Genomic DNA, 346 nt, shown 5'->3' with positions numbered 1-346 from the left:
TTCGGCCTGCTCAACCCGGTGATGGCTGGCGCGGCCATGGCCCTGTCCAGTGTCAGCGTGGTGAGCAACGCACTGCTGTTGAAAACCTGGAAACCCAAGGACCTGGAGGACGAGCGTCCATGAACATCGGCCAAGCAGCACGCCAAAGCGGCCTGAGCGCGAAGATGATTCGTTACTACGAGTCCATCGGCTTGTTGAAAGCCGCCCATCGCACCGACAGCGGCTACCGCATTTATGGCGCCGATGACTTGCACACCCTGGCGTTTATCAAGCGCTCGCGGGACCTGGGGTTTTCCCTGGAAGAGGTCGGCAAGTTGCTGACGCTGTGGCAGGACCGGGGACGCGC

General features: G+C 61.6%; 2 protein-coding genes. Both read left to right on the top strand.

The genetic code is table 11. The features are described 5' to 3' along the window. Positions 1 to 123, top strand: a 123-nt coding sequence (locus HX846_RS40510; protein ID WP_372242048.1) for a hypothetical protein, incomplete at its 5' end; no start/stop codon positions are given. Continuing rightward, the coding region (locus tag HX846_RS34215) for a MerR family transcriptional regulator (protein ID WP_178967151.1) at positions 120 to 346 on the top strand (227 nt) is incomplete at its 3' end. The genes HX846_RS40510 and HX846_RS34215, both read left to right, overlap by 4 nt.

This window comes from Pseudomonas sp. K5002 (assembly GCF_013386655.1).
Taxonomy (GTDB): Bacteria; Pseudomonadota; Gammaproteobacteria; order Pseudomonadales; family Pseudomonadaceae; genus Aquipseudomonas.
This window is presented reverse-complemented; position numbering and strand designations above follow the sequence as displayed.